This is a genomic window from Streptomyces sp. NPDC016845, from assembly GCF_044332585.1.
In the GTDB taxonomy this organism is placed as follows: Bacteria; Actinomycetota; Actinomycetes; order Streptomycetales; family Streptomycetaceae; genus Streptomyces.
In genome coordinates, this window is record NZ_JBIRPI010000006.1 from 299,909 (window position 1) to 320,767 (window position 20,859).

General features: G+C 72.9%; 16 protein-coding genes. 6 read left to right on the forward strand and 10 right to left on the reverse strand.

Annotation, left to right across the window (positions count from 1 at the left end):
* Positions 1 to 9 precede the first annotated feature (9 nt).
* The gene (locus ACH4RC_RS19355; protein ID WP_398202208.1) at positions 10 to 2,229 is read right to left on the reverse strand and encodes an NADP-dependent isocitrate dehydrogenase; all 2,220 of its coding nucleotides are present in this window, start codon (positions 2,227 to 2,229) and stop codon (positions 10 to 12) included.
* 247 nt (positions 2,230 to 2,476) lie between these two features.
* On the opposite strand from ACH4RC_RS19355, the gene ACH4RC_RS19360 reads away from it, so the two are divergent.
* Entirely contained in the window at positions 2,477 to 3,865 is a 1,389-nt protein-coding gene (locus ACH4RC_RS19360; RefSeq protein WP_398202210.1) for an MFS transporter, read from the forward strand.
* Positions 3,866 to 3,910: 45 nt separating this feature from the next.
* Here ACH4RC_RS19360 and ACH4RC_RS19365 read toward each other — a convergent pair whose 3' ends face one another.
* The 7 genes from ACH4RC_RS19365 to ACH4RC_RS19395 all read right to left on the reverse strand — a co-directional run bounded on the left by ACH4RC_RS19365 (position 3,911) and on the right by ACH4RC_RS19395 (position 10,922).
* Entirely contained in the window at positions 3,911 to 5,845 is a 1,935-nt protein-coding gene (locus ACH4RC_RS19365; RefSeq protein WP_398202212.1) for a helix-turn-helix domain-containing protein, read from the reverse strand.
* A 21-nt stretch (positions 5,846 to 5,866) separates the two neighbouring features.
* A complete protein-coding gene (locus tag ACH4RC_RS19370; protein ID WP_398202214.1) occupies positions 5,867 to 6,667 on the reverse strand; it encodes a 3-hydroxybutyrate dehydrogenase in 801 nt (266 codons plus the stop codon).
* Between the two features lie 107 nt (positions 6,668 to 6,774).
* Complete coding sequence (gene ectA / locus ACH4RC_RS19375; protein WP_398202217.1) at positions 6,775 to 7,287, reverse strand: diaminobutyrate acetyltransferase; 513 nt, start codon at positions 7,285 to 7,287, stop codon at positions 6,775 to 6,777.
* 6 nt (positions 7,288 to 7,293) lie between these two features.
* Positions 7,294 to 7,773, reverse strand: coding sequence for an NUDIX hydrolase (locus ACH4RC_RS19380; RefSeq protein ID WP_398202219.1), 480 nt, complete (start codon positions 7,771 to 7,773; stop codon positions 7,294 to 7,296).
* Positions 7,774 to 7,808: 35 nt separating this feature from the next.
* Positions 7,809 to 9,419: an apolipoprotein N-acyltransferase gene (gene lnt / locus ACH4RC_RS19385; protein WP_398202222.1), complete on the reverse strand. Its 1,611-nt coding sequence runs from the start codon at positions 9,417 to 9,419 to the stop codon at positions 7,809 to 7,811.
* A 58-nt stretch (positions 9,420 to 9,477) separates the two neighbouring features.
* Positions 9,478 to 10,059, reverse strand: a complete 582-nt coding sequence (locus tag ACH4RC_RS19390; RefSeq protein ID WP_398202224.1) for a hypothetical protein — start codon at positions 10,057 to 10,059, stop codon at positions 9,478 to 9,480.
* A 77-nt stretch (positions 10,060 to 10,136) separates the two neighbouring features.
* A complete protein-coding gene (locus tag ACH4RC_RS19395) occupies positions 10,137 to 10,922 on the reverse strand; it encodes a glutamate racemase (RefSeq protein ID WP_398202225.1) in 786 nt (261 codons plus the stop codon).
* A gap of 58 nt (positions 10,923 to 10,980) precedes the next feature.
* On the opposite strand from ACH4RC_RS19395, the gene ACH4RC_RS19400 reads away from it, so the two are divergent.
* Positions 10,981 to 12,153 carry a glycosyltransferase gene (locus ACH4RC_RS19400; RefSeq protein ID WP_398202228.1) on the forward strand — a complete coding sequence of 391 codons (1,173 nt, stop codon included), beginning with the start codon at positions 10,981 to 10,983 and terminating at the stop codon, positions 12,151 to 12,153.
* A 9-nt stretch (positions 12,154 to 12,162) separates the two neighbouring features.
* Here ACH4RC_RS19400 and ACH4RC_RS19405 read toward each other — a convergent pair whose 3' ends face one another.
* Positions 12,163 to 13,425, reverse strand: a complete 1,263-nt coding sequence (locus ACH4RC_RS19405) for a TerD family protein (RefSeq protein WP_398202231.1) — start codon at positions 13,423 to 13,425, stop codon at positions 12,163 to 12,165.
* Positions 13,426 to 13,687: 262 nt separating this feature from the next.
* On the opposite strand from ACH4RC_RS19405, the gene ACH4RC_RS19410 reads away from it, so the two are divergent.
* From ACH4RC_RS19410 to ACH4RC_RS19425, 4 genes are all read left to right on the forward strand, one after another.
* A complete protein-coding gene (locus tag ACH4RC_RS19410) occupies positions 13,688 to 14,140 on the forward strand; it encodes a DUF6643 family protein (RefSeq protein WP_398202234.1) in 453 nt (150 codons plus the stop codon).
* A 55-nt stretch (positions 14,141 to 14,195) separates the two neighbouring features.
* Positions 14,196 to 15,017: an MOSC domain-containing protein gene (locus ACH4RC_RS19415; protein ID WP_398202236.1), complete on the forward strand. Its 822-nt coding sequence runs from the start codon at positions 14,196 to 14,198 to the stop codon at positions 15,015 to 15,017.
* 100 nt (positions 15,018 to 15,117) lie between these two features.
* Complete coding sequence (locus tag ACH4RC_RS19420) at positions 15,118 to 15,723, forward strand: hypothetical protein (RefSeq protein WP_398202239.1); 606 nt, start codon at positions 15,118 to 15,120, stop codon at positions 15,721 to 15,723.
* Positions 15,724 to 15,851: 128 nt separating this feature from the next.
* Entirely contained in the window at positions 15,852 to 18,269 is a 2,418-nt protein-coding gene (locus tag ACH4RC_RS19425) for a right-handed parallel beta-helix repeat-containing protein (RefSeq protein WP_398202242.1), read from the forward strand.
* On the opposite strand, the gene ACH4RC_RS19430 is transcribed toward ACH4RC_RS19425, so the two are convergent.
* The gene (locus tag ACH4RC_RS19430; protein WP_398202245.1) at positions 18,239 to 20,686 is read right to left on the reverse strand and encodes a hypothetical protein; all 2,448 of its coding nucleotides are present in this window, start codon (positions 20,684 to 20,686) and stop codon (positions 18,239 to 18,241) included. The genes ACH4RC_RS19425 and ACH4RC_RS19430 overlap by 31 nt on opposite strands.
* Positions 20,687 to 20,859 lie beyond the last annotated feature (173 nt).

Below are 20,859 nucleotides of genomic sequence, written 5' to 3' on the forward strand. Positions count from 1 at the left end.
GCTGCTGGATCAGGCGAGGGTCGCGAGCGCCTCGTTCAGCGTCTGCGACGGACGCATGACGGACGCGGCCTTCGCCGGGTCGGGCTGGAAGTAGCCGCCGATGTCGGCCGGGCTGCCCTGGACGGCGAGCAGCTCGTCGACGATCTTCTGCTCGTTCGCGGCGAGCTTCTCGGCGAACGCGGCGAAGGCCTTGGCCAGCTCCGCGTCGTCGGTCTGCTTGGCCAGCTCCTGGGCCCAGTACAGGGCCAGGTAGAAGTGGCTGCCGCGGTTGTCGATGCCGCCGACGCGGCGGGTCGGCGACTTGTCCTCGTTGAGGAAGGTGCCGGTGGCGCGGTCGAGGGTCTCGCCGAGGACCTTCGCGCGGGCGTTGTCCGTGGTGGTGGCGAGGTGCTCGAAGGAGACGGCCAGGGCGAGGAACTCACCGAGGGAGTCCCAGCGCAGGTAGTTCTCCTTGACGAGCTGCTGGACGTGCTTCGGGGCGGAGCCGCCGGCGCCCGTCTCGAAGAGGCCGCCGCCGTTCATCAGCGGGACGACGGAGAGCATCTTGGCGCTGGTGCCCAGCTCCAGGATGGGGAAGAGGTCGGTGAGGTAGTCGCGGAGCACGTTGCCGGTGACCGAGATGGTGTCGAGGCCCTGGCGGATGCGCTCGACGGAGAGCTTGGTGGCGTCCTCCGGGGAAAGGATGCGGATGTCCAGGCCCTCGGTGTCGAACTCCGGCAGGTACTGCTCGACCTTCTTGATCAGCTGGGCGTCGTGGGCGCGGCCCTCGTCCAGCCAGAACACGGCCGGGTTGCCGGTGGCGCGGGCGCGCGTGACGGCCAGCTTGACCCAGTCCTTGATGGGCGCGTCCTTGGTCTGGCAGGCGCGGAAGATGTCGCCCTCGGAGACGGCCTGCTCCAGGACGACGTCGCCGGCCTTGTTGACCAGGCGGACGGTGCCGGTCGTCGGGATCTCGAAGGTCTTGTCGTGCGAGCCGTACTCCTCGGCCTTCTGCGCCATGAGGCCGACGTTCGGCACGGAGCCCATGGTCGAGGGGTCGAAGGCGCCGTTGGCGCGGCAGTCGTCGATGACGACCTGGTAGACGCCCGCGTAGGAGGAGTCCGGGATGACGGCGAGGGTGTCGGCCTCGGCGCCGTTCGCGTCCCACATGTGGCCGGAGGTGCGGATCATCGCCGGCATGGAGGCGTCGATGATGACGTCGGACGGCACGTGCAGGTTGGTGATGCCGCGGTCGGAGTCGACCATGGCCAGGCCCGGGCCCGCGGCCAGCTCGGCCTCGAAGGACGCCTTGATGTCGGCGCCGTTCGACAGGGACTCCAGGCCCTTGTAGATGCCGCCGAGACCGTCGTTCGGGGTGAGTCCCGCGGCGGCCAGGTCGGCGCCGAAGCGGGCGAAGGTCTCGGGGAAGAAGGCGCGGACGACGTGGCCGAAGATGATCGGGTCGGAGACCTTCATCATGGTGGCCTTCAGGTGCGCGGAGAAGAGGACGCCCTCTTCCTTGGCGCGGGCGACCTGCGCGGTCAGGAACTCGCGCAGGGCGGCGACGCGCAGTACGGAGGCGTCGACGACCTCACCGGCGAGGACCGGGACCGACTCGCGCAGGACGGTGGTGGTGCCGTTGTCGGCGACCAGCTCGATGCGCAGGGCGTCGTCGGCGGCGATGACGGTGGACTTCTCGGTCGAGCGGAAGTCGTTGACGCCCATGGTGGAGACGTTCGTCTTCGAGTCGGCGGACCAGGCGCCCATGCGGTGCGGGTGGGCCTTGGCGTAGTTCTTCACCGAGGCGGGGGCGCGGCGGTCCGAGTTGCCCTCGCGCAGGACGGGGTTCACGGCGGAACCCTTGACCTTGTCGTAGCGGGCGCGGATCTCGCGCTCCTCGTCGGTCTTCGGCTCGTCGGGGTACGCGGGCAGCGCGTAGCCCTGCTCCTGGAGCTCGGCGACGGCGGCCTTGAGCTGCGGGATGGACGCCGAGATGTTCGGCAGCTTGATGATGTTGGCCTGCGGCGTCTTCGCCAGCTCGCCCAGCTCGGCGAGGGCGTCGGGGATGCGCTGCCCCTCCTCCAGGTACTCCGGGAACACGGCGAGGATGCGGCCGGCCAGGGAGATGTCACGGGTCTCGACGCGCACACCGGCGGTGGACGCGTAGGCCTCGATGACCGGCAGGAAGGAGTACGTCGCGAGGGCCGGGGCCTCGTCAGTGTGCGTGTAAATAATGGTCGAGTCAGTCACCGGGGGCTCCGCTCCACGTCTTCCATCGTCGGTCTGCAGTCGTGCGCATATTGCTCGACATCAAGATATCTCGTGCCGGGCCCGTCTTCGAAGGGGCCCCGCCCCCGCCGTGCCGGTGGCGGCCGCACGCACACCCACGGGCCGAACTATGGGTGTCCACCACATGTGCGCTCGATCAGCGCGTTTCTACGGTGTGGCGACACGAACCCGTCCCCCGTCCCCGTGACCCGCCCGGAAGTGGTGACCCATGGCCGCCTCTGCATCCGCTCCGCCGACACCCGCCAGCCTCAAGCGCATCGTCGCCGCAAGCCTCATCGGCACCACCATCGAGTGGTACGACTTCTTCCTCTACGGCTCCGCCGCCGCCCTCGTCTTCAACAAGCTGTTCTTCCCCGGGTCCGACCCGCTCGTCGGCACCCTGCTCTCGTTCCTGACCTACGCCGTCGGGTTCGCGGCGCGTCCGCTCGGCGCGCTCGTCTTCGGTCACTACGGCGACCGCCTCGGCCGCAAGAAGCTGCTGGTCCTGAGCCTGCTCATGATGGGTGGCGCGACCTTCGCCATCGGTCTGCTGCCCACCTACGCGAGCATCGGCGCGGCGGCGCCCGTCCTGCTGACCCTGCTGCGCCTGGTCCAGGGCTTCGCCCTCGGCGGCGAGTGGGGCGGGGCGGTCCTGCTCGTCTCCGAGCACGGGGACGCCGGGCGGCGCGGTTTCTGGGCGTCGTGGCCGCAGACCGGAGCGCCCGCCGGACAGCTCCTCGCGACCGGTGTCCTGTCCGCCCTGACCGCGCTGATCTCGGACGACGCGTTCACCTCGTGGGGCTGGCGCATCCCGTTCCTGCTCTCCGGGGTGCTCGTGATGGTCGGCCTGTGGATACGTCTCTCCGTCGATGAGTCGCCCGTCTTCAAGGAGGCCCTGGCCCGCGCCGAGACCCGTAAGGCGAAGGACGCGAGCGCCGTGGAGAAGATGCCGCTCGTCGCGGTCCTGCGCCACCACTGGCGTGACGTCCTGGTCGCGATCGGCGCCCGCATGGCCGAGAACATCAGCTACTACGTGATCACGGCCTTCATCCTCGTGTACGCCACCACGTCGGCCGGGGTCTCCAAGCAGACCGCGCTGAACGCCGTCCTCATCGCGTCCGCCGTGCACTTCGCGGCCATTCCGGCCTGGGGTGCGCTCTCGGACCGGGTGGGGCGGCGACCGGTGTACCTCCTCGGCGCGGCGGGCGTCGGTCTGTGGATGTTCCCGTTCTTCTCCCTCATCGACACGGGGAGCTTCGGCAACCTGCTTCTCGCCGTCACCGTCGGGCTGGTCCTGCACGGTGCGATGTACGCCCCGCAGGCCGCCTTCTTCTCCGAGATGTTCGCGACCCGGATGCGCTACTCGGGTGCCTCGATCGGGGCCCAGTTCGCCTCGGTCGCGGCGGGCGCGCCCGCGCCGCTCATCGCGACGGCGCTGCTCGCGGAGTACGACAGCTCGACGCCGATCACGCTGTACGTGATCGGCGCCGCGCTCATCACCCTGATCGCCGTCGGCGTCGCGAAGGAGACCCGCCACCGCGACCTCTCCGACATCGGGCCGGAGGACGGCCCGGCTGAGCCGGCCGCCGAGCGCCGGGCGGACGTGCACAGCGTCTGACGGCCCCGGCCGGGCACCGGCCCCGTACGCCGCACGCGTACGGGGTCAGCGCGTGTCCGGGCCCGCGAGGCGGTGCAGGCGCAGCGCCAGCTGGATCTCCAGGGCCTGTGCGGGCGCCTGCCAGTCGGCGCCGAGCAGCCGCCCGATCCGCTCCAGGCGCTGGGCGACGGTGTTCACGTGGACGTGCAGGGTGTCCTTCGTGCGGGCCGGGCTCATGCCGGACGCGAAGTAGGCGTCGAGGGTGCGCACGAGGTCGGTCCCCCGGCGTTCGTCGTAGGTGACGACCGCGCCGATGGTGCGGGCGACGAAGCCGCCGATGTCGCGGCTGTCGGCGAGCAGCAGCCCGAGGAACCCGAAGTCCTCGGCCGCCGCGCCCTCGCCGGCCCGGCCGAGCAGGCGCAGCGCGTCGAGGCAGCGGCGGGCCTCGGCGTAGGCGCCGGTGGCGGCGTCGGCCCGGGTGGCGAGGTCCGCGACGGGGGCGGAGGCGCCGACGGTGACCGGTTCGTGGATCGCCGCCGACAGCCGCTTGGCGACGTGCGCCGCGATGTCGGAGGCCGTGCCGTCCGCGCCCAGGGGAAGGAGCAGGACCGTACCGCCGTCGCGCGCGGCGGCGAGGCCGTGCCGGGTCGCCGCCAGGTGGTTGGCGGCCGACCACAGGCGGCGGCGCGTGGCGGCCTCCTGTTCGGCGTCGGCGCCGGCCGTCTCGGGGCGGGCCGCGCACACGACGTGGGCGGTGTCCAGGTCGGCGTGGAGCCGGACGGCCCGCTCGCGCAGCAGGCGCGGATCGTGGTCGCGGGCGTCGAGCAGGTCGTCGAGGAGCTCACCTCGCACGCGCTGCTCGGCCTCGGCGGCGGAGCGGCGCGCGAGGAGCAGCAGGGACGTGACCATGGCGGCGCGCTCCAGGGTGCGCTGGTCGACGGGGTCGAGGCGGGTCTGGCCGCGCAGGACCAGGGCGCCGAGGAGTTCGCCTCCGGCGGCGACGGCCGCGACCCAGTCGGCGCCGCGGCGCACCGCGTGGCCCTCGGCGCGGGACGCCTCGACCGCCTCGCCGGGTGCGGTGTCCGCGTCGGTGAACGTGACCGTCCCGTCGAGGACCTGGGAGACGGCGGCGGCCACGTCGTGCACGCCGCCGCCGCGCAGCACCAGTTCGGCGAGGCGGTCGTGGACGTCGGAGGCGCGCTCGATGACGCCGCTGCGGTCGCGGATGATCGCGTTGGCCCGCTCCAGTTCGCCGAGCGCCTCGCGGGTCTCGGTGAGCAGGTTCGCGGTGTCGATGGCGGCGGCGGCGAGCGCCGCGAACGAGCCGAGCAGCGCGATCTCCTCGCGTGCGAAGACCCGCGCGCGGCGGTCTGCGGCGAAGAGCACGCCGATCACGTGCGGCCCGAGCGACAGCGGCACGCCGAGGATGGCGACGAGGCCCTCGTCCCGGACCCCGGCGTCGATGGTGCGGGTGTGCTGGAAACGCACGTCCTGCCCGTAGTTGTCGGTGACGTAGGGCCGTGCGGTCTGCGCGACGAGCCCGCCGAGCCCCTCCCCCATCCCGAGCCGCAACTGCTGGAACCGGGCGGCGACGGAGCCCTCCGTCACGCGCATGTACGTGTCTGCGCGCGGCGGGTCGTTCAGCGTCAGGTACGCCACGTCGGTGCCGAGGAGCGAGCGGGCCCGCTGCACGATGGCCTGGAGCACGGCGTCGAGGTCCCGGAGTCCGGCCAGGTCGTGGGCGGTCTCGAAGAGTGCGGACAGCTCGGCCTCGCGGCGCCGTCTGCCCTCCATCTCCTCCCGCACGCCGAGCGCGAGCCGCTTGGCGCGCTCAAGGGCCGCTATGCGTACGGGGTCGGCGCCCTCGGCGCGCGCGAGCAGCACCGGCTGTTCGTAGGCGTCGGCGGAGGCGCCCCGGGCGAGCAGTTCCAGGTACGGGGCCTGGCTGTCGGCGTACTCGTCCTGCTCGGTCTGCGCCGGGTGTGGTGGGTGCTGCTCCATGCTCAACAGGATCACCCGTGCTCAGTGGGCGGTCCAGCCTCCGTCGAGGGTCAGCGACGCCCCTGTCATGAAGGACGCCTGCGGCGTGCACAGGTAGGCGACCGCCTCCGCGACCTCGCCGGGTTCGATGAGCCGCTTGAGCGCGCTGTCCCGCAGCAGCACCTCGCTGACCACCCGCTCCTCGTCGATCCCGTGCGCGGCGGCCTGGTCGGCGATCTGCTTCTCGACGAGCGGGGTGCGCACGTAGGCCGGGTTGACGCAGTTCGAGGTGACCCCGTGCGGGGCGCCTTCGAGCGCCGCCGTCTTCGACAACCCTTCGAGGCCGTGCTTCGCCGCGACGTACGCCGATTTGTACGCGGAGGCGCGCAGGCCGTGCACCGACGACACGTTGACGATGCGGCCCCAGCCCTGCTCGTACATGTGCGGCAGTGCGCCCCGGATCAGCCGGAACGGGGCCTCCAGCATCACCGTCAGGACCGTGTGGAACACCTCGGGCGGGAACTGCTCGATGGGGCGGACCAGTTGGAGCCCCGCGTTGTTGACGAGTACGTCGACGCCGCCCGTGGCCGCGGCCTCTGCGGCGTCGAGGTCGGTCAGGTCGAGGACGTACGGCTCGACGCCGTCGGTCTCCCCGGCCAGCGCGTCGAGCCCCTCCCGGTCCAGGTCGACCGCTCTGACCTTGGCGCCCGCGGCGGCGAGCCGCAGGACGCAGGCCCGGCCGATGCCGCCGGCGGCGCCGGTGACGAGTGCGGTGCGTCCGCCGAGGTCGAGCGGTGCGGCCTGGGCGAGGGGTGCGGCGGCGAGTGGGGTGCGCGGGGTCATGCTCCGCACCCTAGGCAGCGTACGGACGCCTCCCGATGTGGGTGGCACCCATACTTCGGCGCCCGTTCATGGTCCGCCGACACCCCGGCCGGGATGACGGTGCCCTCTCATGGTCCGCCCGCTCCCCCGGCCGGGGTGAGCGGTCCGATGCGGAACAGTACTTCCGGCTCGTGGTCCGTGCCCGGGAAGTCCTCGGGGCCCCACAGCGCGCCGCGGACCAGGTCGGTGTGGCGGTCGCGGGCGAAGGCGGACAGCCAGCGCTCCGAGGCGTGGTTGTCCGGGGCGACCGTGGCCTCGACGTAGCGGAAACGGTCGTCGGCGAGGAGGCCCAGCATCCGGCGGGCCAGACCTTGCCCCTGAAAGGCGGCGTCCACCGCGGTCTGCCAGAGGAAGAGCGTGTCCGGGGCCTCGGGCCGCGCGAACCCCGCGATGTAGCCGTGGACGCCGTCGGCCGTGCGCGCGACCGCCGAGGTGGCGGCGAAGTCGCGGCACCAGAGCACATAGAAGTAGGACGAGTTGACGTCCAGCCCGGGCGCGTCACGGGCCACGCGCCACAGGTCGGGGCCGTCGGTCGGCAGCGGCCGTCCGACCGTCACCTCAGCGCTGTCGGGCAAGGCCACGGCAGCTCACCTCTCCCCGATGCCCTCGAACCAGGTGGGCGCGTCCTCGGTGGCCAGCTTGATCCGGTGCAGTTCGAACGTGTCGAGGCGCGGCAGGGCGTCCAGGGCGAACCAGTCGACCTCGAGCGACTCGTCGTCGTTGACCCGGCAGTCGGTGGTCGTGGCGCGGCACAGGAAGGTGATGTCCATGTACTGGCACTGGTCGCCGTTGTCGTACGTGATCGGTTCGAGCGCCTGGACGAGCAGGACGCGCTCGGCGACGCACTCGACGCCGGTCTCCTCCTCGACCTCGCGCGTCGCGACGTGGGCCGGCTGCTCGCCCGGCTCGGCGATCCCGCCCGGCAGACCCCACCGGCCCGTGTCGCTGCGGCGGTGGAGGAGCACCCGCTGCTCGTCGTCGAGGACGACGGCGGTGACGCCCGGCAGGTGGAGCAGCTGGTGGCCGGCGCTGGCCCGGATCGTGCGGATGAACTCTGGAGTCGCCATGCCCACGACCCTATCCGTACGGCAGAAGGGCCCGGTCAGTCCTGTACGCGCCGTTCCTTGCGGCCCCGCACGAAGGCTCCGGCGAGCCCCGCGGCGCCGAGGAGGACCAGGAGCGCCTCGGGCCAGGCGCCCACGCGGGTGGCGAGCGTCCGCGAGGTCCGCCTGGGCACGTCGGCGAGGAGCGTGTCCGCCTCGAACATGCCGGTGTGCTGGGCCACGGACCCGTCGGGCCGGATGACGGCGCTGATGCCGCTCGTGACCGGGACCATGACGGCCCTGCCGTGCTCGACCGCGCGCACCCGGTCCATGGCGAGCTGCTGATAGGTCATCTGGCTGCGCTCGAACGTGGCGTTGTTGCTCGGCACGGACAGGATCTGCGCGCCCTCGTTGACCTGGTCGCGCACGACGTCGTCGAAGGCGGCCTCGTAACAGGTCACATTGCCGATCTTCGTGCCCGCCATGTCGAAGGCGACGGCCTTGTCGCCCGGCACGAACTCGCCCGCGCGGTCGACGTCCTTGCTGAAGATCCGGAAGAAGCCGCGGTACGGCATGTACTCGCCGAACGGCTGCAGGTGCCGCTTGTCGTAGGTGGCGCCGGGGCCGGTCTCCGGGTCCCACAGGATCAGCCGGTTGCGCTCCGTGCCGTCCTTCGCGGTGACGACGGCGCCCACCGAGATCGGGGCGCCGATGGCCTGCGCGGCCTTGCTGATCTCGTCGTACGCGTCCTGGTTGACGTACGGGTCGATGTCGGAGGAGTTCTCCGGCCACAGGACCAGGTCGGGCCGCTTCACCTCACCCGACTTGATCTTCGCGGCGAGCTTCATCGTCTCGCGTACGTGGTAGTCCAGGACGGCCCGGCGCTGGGCGTTGAAGTCGAGGCCCATCCGCGGCACGTTGCCCTGGATGAGCGCCACGCGCGCGGTGCCGGCCTGTGCCGCGTTCGACACGAGGGGCGAGGCCGCGGCTCCGGCGATCACGGGGGCGACGGTGATCACCGCGGCGATGACAGCCGCACGGTCGCGTACGAGGTGTACGCCGCCGATGCCGGAACGGCGCGAGGAGAGGACGCGGAGCGCGAGCGCGGCGAGGCCGAAGCCGCACAGCACCACGGCGAAGCCGAGCAGCGGGGTGCCGCCCAGCGAGGCGAGCGGCAGGAACACGCCGCTGGGCTGCCCGAAGGCGACCTTGCCCCAGGGGAAGCCGCCGAACGGGAAGCGTGCGCGCAGCGCCTCGTCCGCGATCCAGACGCCGGCCGCCCACAGCGGCCACAGCGGGAGCCGCGACACGTACGCGATGCCGAGTCCGGCGACGGCGACGAGCAGCGCCTCGGCGGCGGCGAGCGCCAGCCACGGCAGCGGGCCGACGTCGACGCCGGTCCAGGAGAGGAGCGGCACCAGGTAGGCCAGGCCGAAGAGGAGGCCGAGGCCGAAGCCCGCGCGCAGCCGCCGCCCGTGCGCGGCCAGCCCGAACAAGGCGAAGGAGATGGGCGCCAGCCAGGGCAGCTCGCGCGGCGGGAAGCTCGCCCAGAGCAGCAGCCCGGCGATCACCATGAGGCCGACGGGCACGAGCCGTCGCGGACGAGAGGGGCGAGCGGGCGGTGCGGCGGGCTCGTCCGAGCCGGCGACGGGCGGTGCGGTGGCGGTCACCCGGGGAGTGTACGGCGCTCCACTGTCGACGGAACATGCCGGTCGGACAGGCCCTGGGTCAGAGAATCGGCCCCGTCGGCTTCGGCTTCGGCTTCGGCTTCGGCGTGAGGCGGGTGCGGATGTGACGGACGGCGCTCTCCGCGTCGTCCACGGTCACCGTGAACCTGCGGCCGTCACCGAGGATCAGCACCAGGCCCTCGCCGCGGCGCACCACGACGGCCGTGCCGATCTCGGGGCGCCAGCGGTAGCCCCAGCCACCCCACTGCCGCGGCGTGACGCTCGGCGCGAAGTCCGCGTCGACGACATGGGCGAGCGGGATCTTGCGGCGCGGCAGCCCGACGTGGCCGCAGCGCACCTCCAGGTGGTCCTTGTCGACCTTCACGGCGACGTGGAGGAAGGCGAGAGTGCCGAAGAGGATGAGCAGTCCGGCGGCGATGAGTCCGACCACCGACATCGCCAGGGCGGCGATGCCCGTGGCCCACGAGCTGACCACGGCAAGCTCGATGCCGAGCGCGAGGCAGGCGAACCCGCCCAGTGCCAGGAGCCACTGCACGCGGTTGCGTGCGCGGCCGGTCCAGATCTCGCTCCCGTGGGCGGAAGTGCGTCGCCCGGGGTGCTTGTCGGCGGCGTTTTCCCTCATGCACACGAGCCTACTCATGTTCCGGGGGGAAGGCACCAGATCGCGGAGCGTCACCGCTCCGCATAAGGGCGCGCAGCTCAGCAGAGTTCGCTGACGGCCTGCAACGACCGCCCCTCGGCGTACGTGAGAGCGGCTTCCGGGAGTGTCTCCGTACGGCCACTGAGGATGACGGTGAGTGACCCGCGCGCGTGGGGCTTGGGAGCGGGCCGCTCGCCGATGCGGCGCAGCGCCTGCGCGGCGACGGCACCGGCGCTGCCGAACAGTGCGAGCGGCGCGGCTCCGGGCCGCTGCACGGCGGCGCGGATGCGCTCGGCGACCAGCTCGTAGTGGGTGCAGCCCAGGACGACGGCCGTGACGTCGGGCGGGGTGAGCGCGGCGGCGGCCGCGACGGCCTTCTCGATGCCGTCCTCGTCGGCCCACTGCACCGCGTCGGCGAGCCCGGGGCAGGGCACCTCGGTGACCTCGACGCCTGCCGCGAAATCGCGGATGAGGCCCCGCTGGTAGGGGCTGCCGGTGGTGGCGGGGGTGGCCCAGATCGCGATCGGGCCGCCGCCGGTCGCGGCGGGCTTGATCGCGGGGACCGTGCCGATGACGGGGATCGCCGGTTCGAGCGCGGCGCGGACGGCGGGCAGGGCGTGCACGGTCGCCGTGTTGCAGGCGATGATCAGCGCGTCGGGGCGGTGCGCGGCGGCGGCCTCGCAGGCGGCGAGCGCGCGCCGCGTGACGTCCTCGGGGGTGCGCGGACCCCACGGCATGCTGTCGGGGTCGGAGGAGAGCACGAGATCGGCGTCGGGCCGCAGGTTCCGTACCGCCACGGCCGCCGCGAGCAGGCCGATTCCCGAGTCCATGAGCGCGATCTTCACCCGGAAACCATAGACGATGGGTCCGGCGGGACGGCGTGGGTGGGGCAGACTGCGGCGGATGGACGTCGTTGTGTGGATCACCGCGGCCTCGCTCGCCGCATGGCTGTGGTTGCTGCTCTGCCAGGGCTTCTTCTGGCGCACCGACCTGCGCCTCCCGCCGCGTACCGAGCCCGGGACCTGGCCGGACGTGTGTGTCGTCGTGCCGGCCCGCGACGAGGCGGCGGTCCTGCCGGACAGCCTGCCCTCACTGCTCGCGCAGGACTATCCGGGGCGGGCCGAGATCTTCCTCGTGGACGACGGCAGCAGCGACGGTACGGGCGAGGTGGCGCGGGCCCTTGCCGCGCGCCACGGCGGGCTGCCGCTGACGGTCGACTCCCCCGGCGAACCGCCCGCGGGCTGGACGGGGAAGCTGTGGGCGGTCCGGCACGGCATCGGTCTGGCACGCGCGCGTGGCCCGGAGTTCCTGCTGCTCACCGACGCGGACATCGCCCACGAGCCGGACAGTCTGCGCGGCCTGGTGGCGGCGGCGCACACGGGCGGCTTCGATCTGGTGTCGCAGATGGCGCGGCTGCGGGTGGCGAGCGCGTGGGAGCGGCTCGTGGTGCCCGCGTTCGTCTACTTCTTCGCGCAGCTCTACCCGCTGCGGCGCATCGCGAAGAAGGGCTCGCGCACGGCCGCCGCGGCGGGCGGCTGTGTCCTGCTGCGGACGACGGCGGCGGAGCGGGCGCGCATCCCGGACGCCATCCGGCAGGCGGTCATCGACGACGTGTCGCTCGCGCGCGCGGTGAAGCGCTCCGGCGGCCACATCTGGCTGGGTCTCGCCGAGCGCGTCGACAGCGTGCGGCCCTATCCGCGCCTGGCGGATCTGTGGCGCATGGTGTCGCGCAGCGCGTACGCGCAGTTGCGCCACAACCCGCTGGTCCTGCTCGGCACCGTCCTCGGCCTCGCCCTGGTCTACCTCGTCCCGCCGGCCGCCCTCTGTACGGGGCTGGTCGCGGGCAGCGCGCCGACCGCGCTGCTCGGGGCGCTCGCGTGGGCGGTGATGACGGCGACGTACCTGCCGATGCTCCGCTACTACCGTCAGCCCTGGTGGCTCGGCCCGCTGCTGCCCTTCACCGCGTTCCTGTACCTCCTGATGACGGTGGACTCGGCGGTGCAGCACTACCGGGGGCGGGGCGCGGCCTGGAAGGGCCGTACGTACGCCCGCCCCGACGCCGCCCCCGAACAGTGACCACCGGCGCTACTTGCGGCCCGGCGTCCAGTTCATGCCCCACCCGTAGACCTGGTCGACGGTGCGCTGCGGGCTGACACCGCGCTCGGGGACCAGGTAGCGGGCCTCGCGCTGGACGGTCAGGTCGCCGCCGTCGTTGGTGATCAGGGCGAGGGCGCACACCGTGGAGGGCACCGTGCACTCGTCCAGGGAGAAGTCGATGGGCGCCCCGTTGAGGGGTTGCAGCGTCACGGTCGCGTGGAGGTCGGCGAAGCTGCGCGCGCCCTCGTAGATGGTCACGAAGATGAGGATGCGGCGGAACGCGTCCGTGTGGTCGAGGTTGACGCTCAGGTTCTCGCCGGTGGCGACGGTTCCGCTGCGGTCGTCGCCGTCGAGGTGGATGTACGGGGGCTGGTGCAGCGAGCCGAACGCGTTGCCCAGGGCCTGGACGACCCCCTTGCGTCCGTCGGCGAGTTCGAAGAGGGCGCACAGGTCGAGGTCGAGGTCCCGGTGCCTGGCGGTCGCCCGGCCGCGCTTGCTCCCCCAGCCGCTGAACTGCTTGCGCATCTCCCAGTTGAGGTTGACGCGCATCGTGCCCGACGTGCCGCCCTGCTTCGACAGGGAGACGGTGGGCGCCGCCTTGGTGAGCGTGACCTTGGTGAGGCGTACGGGTTCGGGGGCGGGCGGGGCCGCCGGCGCGGGCGGCGCGTTCACCGGGGGCGCGGGGGCGGCGACCGGAGCGGCGGGCGCGGACGGCGCCGCGTGCTGCGGCTCGTCCACGCTGATCCCGTAGTCCGTGGCGAGCCCTTCGAGGCCGCTGTCGTACCCCTGGCCGACCGCGCGGAACTTCCAGGCGCCCTGGCGCCGGTACAGCTCGCCGAGCACGAACGCGGTCTCCACCGTGGCCTCGGCGTCGAAGCGGGCGAGTTCGGTGCCGGCGGCCGCGTCGAGCACCCGGATGTAGAGGCCCGGTACCCGGCCGAACGTGCCGCCGTCCGCGGATGCGGCGAGGACGATCCGCTCGATGTCCGCCTCCACGCGCGCGAGGTCGACCGCAAGGGTGTCCGTGACGGCGTCGCCCGCCGTGCTCTTGCCCTCGTACCGGACCGCGCCCGAGGCGTGCGCGGGCTGGTTGTAGAAGACGAAGTCGGCGTCGGAGCGCACCTTTCCGGCGGCGACGAGGAGGAGCGCCGAGGCGTCGGCGTCGGGGACACCGGGGCCGGATCGCCATCCCAGTTCGACGCGCACGGCCGGGGCCGGCACGGCGACATTCGAACCTTTGGCCATTGTCATGTCTGCCCCCAAGTCGAGATCCCGGATTACTCCGTCAACCTATTTCCCCGTCCCGGAGACGACCGCACAAGGACGCGTGAAGATCACCGTCGAACCCGTCGGTAACGTGTCAGGAACGCGGCATTTACACGATCCCGACGTCCCGTGGTGACCGTTTTCCCCAAGTTCGCTCACATTGGGGACATGCGGTCACGCCCGACACACAAAAGAACCCTCTTATCGGTCTCCCCAACGACCACATCGTGGGCTTAACTTATGTGCCATGACCTCCCCCCGCTCCACCTATGGCGGCGGTTACTACTCCGCGCCGTCCTTCCCGGACACACCGATCTACGACTCCCTCGTCGCAGAACGTGGCACTCCCCAGATCGCCCCGATCCGGGTTCCCTCCGCGTACGACACCGGTAGTCATCTGCCCGCGCTGCCGGCCGCCCTGCCCGCACTGCCGGCCGCCCCGTCGCCGCAGTACGGATACGCGCCGCAACAGCAGCACGCCCCGATGCAGCCGGCGATGCAGCCCGCGATGCACTCGGCGCCGACCGCCTACATCCCGCAACAGGCGGCCGCGCCGCGCGGGTATCCGGGCCCGCAGGCACAGCCGCAGCGCCCGGCGCCCGGCACCGGCTACGAGTCGATGCGCCCGGCCGCGCCCCGGCCCGCCCCGGCCCCGTACGAGGATCCGTACAACAACCGCCAGCAGTACCGCGGTTACTGAGGCGCCGAAACCTTGCTGCGTGAGGGCTGTCAGTGCCTGCTGGCAGGATGGCCCCATGTCGCAAGCAGTGCTGAGCTCGATCCATGTCTACCCGCTGAAGGCGGTTCGGGGGCACGCGCCGCGTGAGGCGGTCGTGGAACCGTGGGGGCTCGCGGGGGACCGCCGCTGGGTGCTGATCGACGCCGAGCAGAAGACCGTCACACAGCGCCGGCACCCGCGGCTCGCGCTGGCCGCCGCCGAGCAGCTGCCCGGCGGCGTCCGGGTGTCCGCGCCCGGCATGGACCCGCTCACCGTCGAGGTACCCGACGCCGCCACCCTGACTCCGTTCACGCTCTGGAAGGACAAGGTCGAGGCGGTGCTCGCCGACCCGCGCGCGCACGCGTGGTGGAGCGCCTACCTGGGGTCCGGCATACAGATGCTGTACCTGGACGACCCGGCGACCAGGCGGCCCGTCGACCCGGAGTACGCCCGCCCCGGCGAGACCGTCAGCTTCGCCGACGGCTACCCGCTGCTCGTGACCACGCTCTCCTCCCTCGACGCCCTCAACTCGCTGATCGCGCAGGGCGACCATGCGGACGAGGGCCCACTGCCCATGAACCGTTTCCGGCCAAGTGTGGTCGTCGCCGGGACGGCGCCCTGGGCCGAGGACGACTGGACCCGCATCGCCATCGGCGAGGCCACCTTCCGCGTCACCAAGAAGTGCGGCCGCTGCGTGGTGACCACCACGGACCAGGACACGGCCGAGCGCGGCAAGGAGCCGCTGCGCACCCTCTCCCGCCATCGCCGCTTCGGTGACCAGCTGTGCTTCGGGACGAACGTGGTTCCGGAGACGCCCGGTGCGGTGCGGGTGGGAGATCCGGTCCGCGTGCTCGAATAACCGTCACCCGGTAGGGAACCCGGAGGCCCGGCATGCTCGTTGGAGGACAGTGGCGGCCCGCTGGTTCGGGGCAGGACGGGGACGGAAGGGGGTGCGGTCCGTGCGGACGATCACCGGCCTCTGGCGCTGGCGCCGCAATCCGCTGTGCCGAAGGACAGACCTGGCCGAAGCCTGGGTCGCGCTCGTCGCGCTGATCCTCATGGCCGTGGCCGCACCGGTCACCGGCGCCGTCGCGGGGACGCTCTCGCGCGACGCCCTCTACCGCTCGGTCCAGAAGCAGCACGCCCAGCGCCACGAGGTCAGGGCGACGGTGGTGCGGAAGCTGGCGCAGCCGCCGATCGACCCCGATCCGGAGACCTCCACCGCACGGGACGCCCACAGCCGTGTCCTGGCCACGTGGACAGCACCGGACGGCTCGAACCACCGCGACCGCGTCGTCGCCGCACTGAGCTCCCCGCACGTGGGCGACACCTTCCCGCTCTGGATCGACGGCACGGGCCATGTCGTGGGCCGCCCGCTCGACCGGGCCACCGCCGCCACCCACGCGGTGCTCGCCGGGATCGGCGCAGCCGCCGCCCTGACCGGACTCGTGGAGGGCGCCCGCCGCCTCGTCGTCTGGCGCATGGTCCGTCGCCGGTACGCGCGCCTGGACCGCGCCTGGGACATCGCCGGTCCCGACTGGGGCCGGACCGGCACGGGCAGCTGACCAGGGTTCGGCTCCGGTCAACCCCCGAGGTCCGCGCACGCTACGGTGGACCCATCTTTCGCAGGACACGCGCCGGGCAGGGCGCGAGGACGACCCGCGGGACGACGAGGTGGGGGCAGATCAGCGCCATGGCACAGGGCACGGTCCAGGTGACGCACACCGGCACATCGCGGTGGCGGCGCCGCACGGGTGAGTACGCGTCGCTGGCCGCCGCGCTCGAGGCAGCCGGCGACGGCGACATACTGACCATCGCCCCCGGCACGTACAGAGAGAACCTCGTCGTCGCGCGCGCGGTGACCCTGCGCGGCCCGGACGGCTCCCCCGGCTCGGTGCGCATCGCGCCCGTCGACGGGGTGCCGCTGACGGTGCGCGCCTCGGCGACGGTGCAGGACCTGCACGTCGAGGGCCAGGACGCGGCGGCGCCCGCGCTTCTCGTCGAGGAAGGCGCCCCCGAACTCACCGACATACGCGTGGTCACCCGCTCCGCCTCCGGGATCGAGGTGCGCGGCGGCGCCCGCCCGACCGTGCGGCGCTGCACCGTGGACAACCCGGCGGGCATCGGTATCGCCGTCCTGGACGGCGGGGGCGGGGTCTTCGAGGAGTGCGAGGTCGTCGCCGCCGGGCAGGCCGGGGTCGCCGTCCGCGGGGGCGCGCACCCGCGCCTGGAGCGCTGCCGGGTGCACCACACCTCGGGCTCCGGGCTCTCCGCGACCGGCGAGCACACCGGCCTGGAGGCCGTCGGCTGCGAGATCTACGAGGTCAAGGGCTCGGGCGTGCAGGTCACCGGCCGGGCCGCGGCCCACCTCACCGACTGCGATGTGCACCGCACCACGGCCGACGGCATCACGCTCGACACGGACGCGGTCCTCACCCTCGCGGATTGCCGCATCCATGACATCCCCGAGAACGCGATCGATCTGCGCTCCCGCTCCGTGCTCACCCTCACCCGCTCCACCGTGCGCCGGTTCGGGCGCAACGGCCTGTCGGTGTGGGACCCCGGCACGCGCGTGGACGCCAACCAGTGCGAGATCCACGACAGTACGGGCGACTACCCGGCGGTGTGGGTGAGCGACGGCGCGACCGCCGTGCTCGACGCGTGCCGGGTGCACGACGTGCCGGACGCCCTGTTCGTGCTCGACCGCGGCTCCCGCGTCGACGTCGTCGACAGCGACCTCTTCCAGGTGCGCAACACGGCTGTGTCGGTGAGCGACGGGGCGACCGCGCAGCTCGACGACTGCCGTATCCGCGAGGCCGCGACCGGCGCCTGGTTCCGCGACCACGGCAGCGGCGGCACCCTCGCCAACTGCACGGTCGACGCGGTGCAGACCGGCGTCATCGTCACCAAGGGCGCCGACCCGACGATCGAGCGCTGCACGATCACCTCCCCCGCCGAGGCGGGCTTCTACGTGTCCGCGGGCGGCCGGGGCAGCCTCACCGGCTGCCGCGTCACCGGCAGCGGCGGCTACGGCTTCCATGTGATCGACGGCTGCCGCACCACCCTGAAGAGGTGCCGTACCGAGCGGTGCGCGCGCGGTGGCTACGAGTTCGCCGAGGACGGCCCGCTCGTCGAGGAGTGCACCAGCGACGAGAGCGGCGGCGTCCGCCCCGGCTCCGCCACGACACCCCCTCCGGCCCCGGGACCAGCCGTGCAGACCGTCACGCAGACGGTCGGGCTGCTCGGCACGGTGCCCGGCCCGCGGCCCACGGCGCCCGCGGCGGAGGAGCCGAAGCCGACCCGTACGTCGAAGGACGTACTGAGCGAACTCGACGCGCTGGTGGGCCTGGAGGACGTCAAGCGGGAGGTGCGCGCGCTCACCGACATGATCGAGGTGGGGCGCAGGCGCCAGGAGGCCGGGCTCAAGGCGGCGTCCGTCCGCCGCCACCTGGTGTTCACGGGCTCCCCCGGCACCGGCAAGACGACGGTGGCCCGTCTGTACGGCGAGATCCTCGCCGGGCTCGGCGTCCTGGAGCAGGGCCATCTCGTCGAGGTGTCCCGTGTCGACCTGGTCGGCGAGCACATCGGCTCGACGGCGATCCGTACCCAGGAGGCGTTCCAGCGGGCGCACGGCGGCGTGCTGTTCATCGACGAGGCGTACGCCCTCTCCCCCGAGGACTCCGGGCGCGACTTCGGCCGTGAGGCGATCGACACGCTCGTGAAGCTCATGGAGGACCAGCGGGACTCCGTCGTCGTCATCGTCGCCGGTTACACGGCGGAGATGGAGCGGTTCCTGTCGGTCAACCCCGGTGTCGCGTCCCGTTTCTCACGGACGATCACCTTCTCCGACTACGTGCCGGAGGAGCTGCTGCGCATCGTGGAGCAGCAGGCCGAGGAGCACGAGTACCGGCTCGCCCAGGGGACGCCGGAAGCGCTGCTCAAGTACTTCACGGCGCTCCCGAAGGGCCCGGCGTTCGGCAACGGCCGCACCGCGCGGCAGACGTTCGAGTCGATGGTGGAGCGGCACGCGGGCCGGGTCGCGCAGGTCGACGAGCCGAGCACCGAAGAGCTGACGCTCCTCTACCCGGACGACCTGCCCGAACTGCCCTGAACCTTTGCCTCGGGCCGCTGCTGCGGGACGCCCGGCGTGAGCCGGGCGAGCAGCCGCCCCCGCTCCTCGGCGAAGACCGGGTCGGCCTGGTAGTCGCTGTGGCCCAGGATCGGCGCGGGCAGCGGGTGCCGCTCGGTGCGGCCGTAGGCGAGCGGGTCGAGGAGCGCCGGGTGGTCGACGACGGGGCCGCACTTGCCGGTCAGGTTGACCGGGCCGCCGATGGGGTCGGTCTCGCGGTGCAGGTTGCGCCAGCAGTCGACCTGCCGGTGCAGGGAGGCCAGGGCGGCGGGGCCGAAGTGCGCCGGGAACCAGCGCCCGTAGAGCCGCTCGATCGGTGAGCCGTAGGTGAGCAGTCCGACGCGCTTGCGCACGGCGGGGTGCAGTTGCCAGGCGGCCGCGGCGGCGAGGACGCTGCCCTGGGAGTGTCCCGACAGGATGAGGCGGCCGCCCGTGGTGCGGGTCCAGGTGGCCATGCGCCAGGTCAGGTCGGGGACGGCGCGCTCCGCGTAGCAAGGCGGGGCGAAAGGGTGTGCGGCGCGCGGCCAGAAGGTGCCCACGTCCCAGAGGATGCCGATGGTGCGGCGCGCGGAGGGGTCCTTGTAGGCGCGGCGGCCCCAGGTGACGAACAGTATGAATCCGGCGCCGATGAACCAGGAGCCGAGCGCCTGCGCGGTGTCGGCGGCGCCCTGGACGATCGGGTACGAGCCTTCGGCGGCCACGCCGGGCACCTCGCCCGTGGCCCAGGCGCCGGCGACGGCGAGGGCGCCGAGGAGCAGCGTCACCGCCGAGACGACGCCCGCGATCACAGGCGCCTTGTCGGTGAGGGCGGCACGCGCGCGTGTGCCCGCGATGTGCTCGGTGCGGGCCGCGTCGGTGACCTCGCCCGGCTCGGTGGTCTCGTCGGGGCGGGCGTCGAGGTGGTAGTCCTCGGCGACCCGGGCCTTCTCGCGCTTCTTCACGCGCGCGGTGCGAACGGCGAGCGCGGCGCACAGCACGGCGAGGACGACGAGGAGCGGCGGGATGACGGACGCCTGCCAGGAGAGCAGGACGGGCGGCCCGTCGATGAGACCGCTGGTGCCGTCGAGCCAGTCGGCGACGCGCTGCGCGATGCCGCCGGTCATCACGCCGCCGAGGGCGCAAGCGATCATCGCTGTGGCCGGGCCGCCGAGGCCCCGCAGCACGGTGCGCGGGTCGCGGGCCCTGCGGTAGATGACCTTCGCGACGACGGCGAGCGCCACCACCAGGGCGCCCTCGACCAGGGCGATGCCGCCGAAGACGGCGTCCCCGGGCAGGCGGCCCGAGGAGCGCCATTCGGGGCGCGACCAGGCCGCGTACAGCATGCTCAGGGCGAGCAGGGCGAGCGCCGCGTACGGCAGAGCGCGTACGACGGCGCGGTCCAGGGTGATGTCCAGGGTGTTCTCGCTGCGGCCCCGGTGGACGACGACGCCGACGACGGCGACCGCCCCGGCGAGCAGGCCGCCGACCAGGACCCAGCCCAGGATGTCGAGAAGTGCGGGCCCGCCGGGGGCCCGGTCGTGGCGGGCGGCGGACGTGCCGACGGCGGCGGCGACGGTCAGCAGTCCGGCGGCGGCGTGCGCGGCGCGCAGCCGGGCGACCAGGCGGCGCCCGTACCAGAAGCCGGGCTTGCCGAGGGCGGTGCTGCCGTCCCCGTTGTCGGGCTCGGGCTGGTGCGGGAGCGGGAGCTGGGACTCGTAGGCGCTCCAGGTGCGGTGCGAGAGGTACCACAGGAGGGCCGTCAGGGCGGTGGGGACGAGCGCGGCGAGGGCGAGGCGGCGGCCGGGCTGGCTCCACCAGCCGCCGTCGCCGTGCGCGTCCACGGAGAGGAAGCCGAGCCAGGCGCGCTGTTCGCCGCAGGCCGCGGTGCCCGCGCACTGCCAGGCCGTCAGGTCGAGCGCGACCTCGCACGCGGCGGCGACGAAGAGCACGGTGAGGGTGAGTCCGGCGAGGCGGACGAGCAGGCCGTACAGGCGCACGGCGCGCGTCCTGCGGCGGGCGTTGGGCCGCATCCAGTGGGCGAGGTTGACGACCATGAAGGGCAGCAGAAGGAGCCACAGGGCCCGTGATCCGTTGCCGGAGGTGAGGTTGCACCACACGTACGCCTCGGGCACCGGCTTGCCGCGGTAGTCCTCGGGGCGGCTCTCCGCGTCGACGTCCCCGGCGCGGCGGAACATCGCCGCCGTCTCGTCGCCCGCCACCCGGACCGTGCGCGGGTCGTCGAGCATGGTTTGGGGTGTGGTGCCGCCCACGCCGTGGACGAGCAGTTCGAGGGCGGTCTCGTCGGCCGCCGCCGTCACGGCGGTGCCGTCGGTGTGGCCGGCCTTGCCCTCGGTGTGGGCCGTCTTGCCGTTGGTGTCGTTCGTCGTGCCGTCGGTCCGGTCGTCGTTCTCGCGCGCCATCGTGTGTGTCCCCCGTTCCTCAACACCAGCAGGATCCCCGCTCGGCGCGCGCGTGCACCTTCTCCGTCACGGAATCTCCCCGATCGTTGCGGCACCGATGTGTGCGGTGCCCCGGCGGGGGGTGGTACGGCGGTGGTACGGCTGTCGGTGGCACATGCGAGGATGACGGCGCA

Bases quoted from the DNA above. Each gene is read 5' to 3' on its own strand.
- ACH4RC_RS19390 (WP_398202224.1), bottom strand. From the start codon at position 10,059: ATGAGGGAAAACGCCGCCGACAAGCACCCCGGGCGACGCACTTCCGCC.
- ACH4RC_RS19410 (WP_398202234.1), top strand. From the start codon at position 13,688: ATGACCTCCCCCCGCTCCACCTATGGCGGCGGTTACTACTCCGCGCCG.
- ACH4RC_RS19370 (WP_398202214.1), bottom strand. From the start codon at position 6,667: ATGACCCCGCGCACCCCACTCGCCGCCGCACCCCTCGCCCAGGCCGCA.
- ACH4RC_RS19400 (WP_398202228.1), top strand. From the start codon at position 10,981: ATGGACGTCGTTGTGTGGATCACCGCGGCCTCGCTCGCCGCATGGCTG.
- ACH4RC_RS19380 (WP_398202219.1), bottom strand. From the start codon at position 7,773: ATGGCGACTCCAGAGTTCATCCGCACGATCCGGGCCAGCGCCGGCCAC.
- ACH4RC_RS19360 (WP_398202210.1), top strand. From the start codon at position 2,477: ATGGCCGCCTCTGCATCCGCTCCGCCGACACCCGCCAGCCTCAAGCGC.
- ACH4RC_RS19365 (WP_398202212.1), bottom strand. From the start codon at position 5,845: ATGGAGCAGCACCCACCACACCCGGCGCAGACCGAGCAGGACGAGTAC.
- ACH4RC_RS19430 (WP_398202245.1), bottom strand. From the start codon at position 20,686: ATGGCGCGCGAGAACGACGACCGGACCGACGGCACGACGAACGACACC.
- ACH4RC_RS19415 (WP_398202236.1), top strand. From the start codon at position 14,196: ATGTCGCAAGCAGTGCTGAGCTCGATCCATGTCTACCCGCTGAAGGCG.
- ACH4RC_RS19405 (WP_398202231.1), bottom strand. From the start codon at position 13,425: ATGACAATGGCCAAAGGTTCGAATGTCGCCGTGCCGGCCCCGGCCGTG.
- ACH4RC_RS19425 (WP_398202242.1), top strand. From the start codon at position 15,852: ATGGCACAGGGCACGGTCCAGGTGACGCACACCGGCACATCGCGGTGG.